The 2,658-nt window shown below is 43.2% G+C and carries 3 protein-coding genes and 1 pseudogene; 2 read left to right on the forward strand and 2 right to left on the reverse strand.

The window, feature by feature from the left end; genetic code table 11:
• The coding region (locus LC574_RS34830) for a hypothetical protein (protein WP_229458181.1) at nucleotides 1–181 on the reverse strand (181 nt) is incomplete at its 3' end.
• 201 nt (nucleotides 182–382) lie between these two features.
• On the opposite strand from LC574_RS34830, the gene LC574_RS34835 reads away from it, so the two are divergent.
• Nucleotides 383–613, forward strand: coding sequence for a hypothetical protein (locus LC574_RS34835; protein WP_229458183.1), 231 nt, complete (start codon nucleotides 383–385; stop codon nucleotides 611–613).
• 88 nt (nucleotides 614–701) lie between these two features.
• On the opposite strand, the pseudogene apcB reads toward LC574_RS34835, so the two are convergent.
• Nucleotides 702–1,211: pseudogene (gene apcB / locus LC574_RS34840) on the reverse strand (allophycocyanin subunit beta).
• Between the two features lie 357 nt (nucleotides 1,212–1,568).
• Here apcB and glnA point away from each other — a divergent pair.
• Nucleotides 1,569–2,658: type I glutamate--ammonia ligase (gene glnA, locus LC574_RS34845; RefSeq protein ID WP_229458184.1), on the forward strand; the 1,090-nt coding region annotated here is incomplete at its 3' end.

Raw genomic sequence — 2,658 nt, forward strand, 5'->3', positions numbered from 1 at the left:
GATCGCTTTTTTTGTTGTAAACTCCTTGTTCATAAGCCTCCAATGCGCTTGTAAGTATTGCTGCGGCTAGATTACTGGTAGTACGTTTTTGGGTTTTTGCCCATTCCTCCAGTCCTTTGAGTGTTTCTTCTGTCAAGTTTACTGTTAATCTCCACCTCGACGGCATTTCAAATATTTCCATACTCACACACCCTATATAGTGCCTCACTGTGCTGCCAAAATTTTAGCAAATAAGTGCAGCACCTGGATGCACTTATGGTATTATCCCTATAAAACCGATGCAGATTTCAACTAGGGAATCTACAACAAAAAAAGCGATCGCTCTCAGAACCAACCAGAAAAGCGAACGCTTCGTAAACCCCCATATAGGGAGATAAATACAATGATGACACGATTACAAAAGTTAACAGATGTCCAAACTGACTATCAAGCATCCCCAGAAAGAGAATCCATCAAACATACACTGATTGGTTCGCCCAAAGCCGTTACCAGCACAATTCGCGTTTTGCACCAACTGAGATACGCCCCAATTGGTGATTGGAGTCCGTTGTTACCAACTGGCAATACAGGTGAGGTAATGAGCATTTTGATACGTTCAATTTCGGTGCAATAGCTATCAATAGCTGGTAGATTTGATAAAAAAGCGATCGCTCCATTAAACCAAAGTGCGATCGCTATACTTTATACTTGTTCTTGAATGACTAAATATCCTGTTCGCTCAACTCGCGTGTGATGTGATCAAATGGTTCATCCACAAAAGTAGTATTAACCACACCTGCTGCTGTCACTTGTTCCTTAATCAGATCCTGGAGAATCTAGATACCACGAACTGTAGGGCCAATAGGCACTCCTAGAGAATTGTAAGTTTCCCGTAGTCCTTGTAGCACACGCTCATCCAACACATTCGTGTTTCCAGCAACCAGCGCATAGGTGGCATAGCGCAGATAGTAGTCCATATCCCGCAGACAAGCTGCATAACGACGAGTTGTATAAGCATTTCCACCGGGGCGAATCAATTCTGGCAGTTCTTCAAATAACTTTAAGCCAGCCTGCTTGACAAGTGCAGCTGCATTAGAGTTTATCGTCGCCGCCGCTTGTACTCGTGCTGTACCACTGTCAAAGTAAGACTTCAGGCTATCGATCGCATTCCGGTCAAAATACCGACCAGCTAAGTCATAATTCTTAATTAAACTTGTTACCGCATCGCGCATTCCTTCTTCTCCCAATCATTACTATTTATGGTTTGATATTTATTTGGCTGCACTTATGCACCAGTAAATTTTTGTGCTATTAAAAATAGATTCGGCACAAAAACAATTTATCCACTATCTATGGATTCTATGCCAAAGTTGACCCCTATATGATGAACTTTCCAGTTTTGTACAGATGATCACCGAAAGGTTAATATAACCTGATAATCCAGATATCTGTAGCACAAGCTACAAAATCTGCTAATGTCTAGTATTTAAGATATTTCAGGTGTGTCACGGCTTGATTGAGATCAGCAGGGTTAGGATGCAATGTAAGATTCTGGTTTACTTTAGGAAATTGGTAGAGAAGGAGTAACAATGACAACACCACAAGAAGTCTTGAAGAGAATTCAAGATGAAAAAATTCAGCTGATTGATCTCAAATTCATCGATACAGTAGGGACTTGGCAGCACCTCACAGTGTACCAAAACCAAATCGATGAGACTGCATTCACTGATGGCGTACCTTTTGACGGTTCCAGCATTCGCGGGTGGAAAGCGATCAACGAATCGGACATGACGATGGTACTCGATCCCAACACTGCTTGGTTCGACCCATTCATGAAAGAGCCAACGCTAAGTATAATTTGTAGTATTAAGGAACCCCGCACGGGTGAATGGTACAATCGTTGCCCACGCGTTATTGCCCAAAAAGCAATAGATTACCTGGTTTCTACTGGTCTTGGTGACACAGCTTTCTTTGGCCCTGAAGCTGAGTTCTTTATCTTTGACAGTGCTAGATTTGCCCAAACCGCCAACGAAGGCTACTACTTCTTAGATTCTGAAGAAGGTGCTTGGAATTCCGGTAAAGCTGGTACAGAGAATAAACCCAACTTGGGTTACAAACCACGCTTCAAAGAAGGTTACTTCCCAGTCGCACCGACGGACTCTTTCCAAGATATCCGTACAGAAATGCTGTTGACGATGGCGCAGTTAGGTGTACCTATTGAAAAGCATCACCACGAAGTTGCTACTGGTGGTCAAAGCGAACTGGGTTTCCGCTTTGGTAAATTGGTCGAAGCTGCTGACTGGCTGATGATTTATAAATACGTCATCAAGAACGTTGCCAAGAAATACGGCAAAACCGTTACCTTCATGCCTAAACCACTGTTTGGCGATAACGGTTCAGGGATGCACACTCACCAGTCCATTTGGAAAGACGGCCAACCTCTGTTTGCAGGTGATAAGTATGCTGGTTTGAGTGACATAGCGTTGTACTACATTGGTGGTCTTCTCAAACACGCACCAGCGCTATTGGCAATTACCAACCCCAGTACCAACTCATACAAGCGCCTAGTACCTGGTTATGAAGCACCAGTGAACTTAGCTTACTCCCAAGGTAACCGTTGTGCTTCTATCCGTATTCCTTTATCTGGCACTAACCCCAAAGCCAAACGTTTAGAATTCC

The sequence above is a fragment of the Nostoc sp. CHAB 5715 genome, assembly GCF_020829685.1.
Classification (GTDB): Bacteria; Cyanobacteriota; Cyanobacteriia; order Cyanobacteriales; family Nostocaceae; genus Nostoc.

What these genes read in the sequence shown, in the direction of transcription:
- LC574_RS34835 (WP_229458183.1), top strand. Translation starts at nt 383, where the DNA reads ATGATGACACGATTACAAAAGTTAACAGATGTCCAAACTGACTATCAA.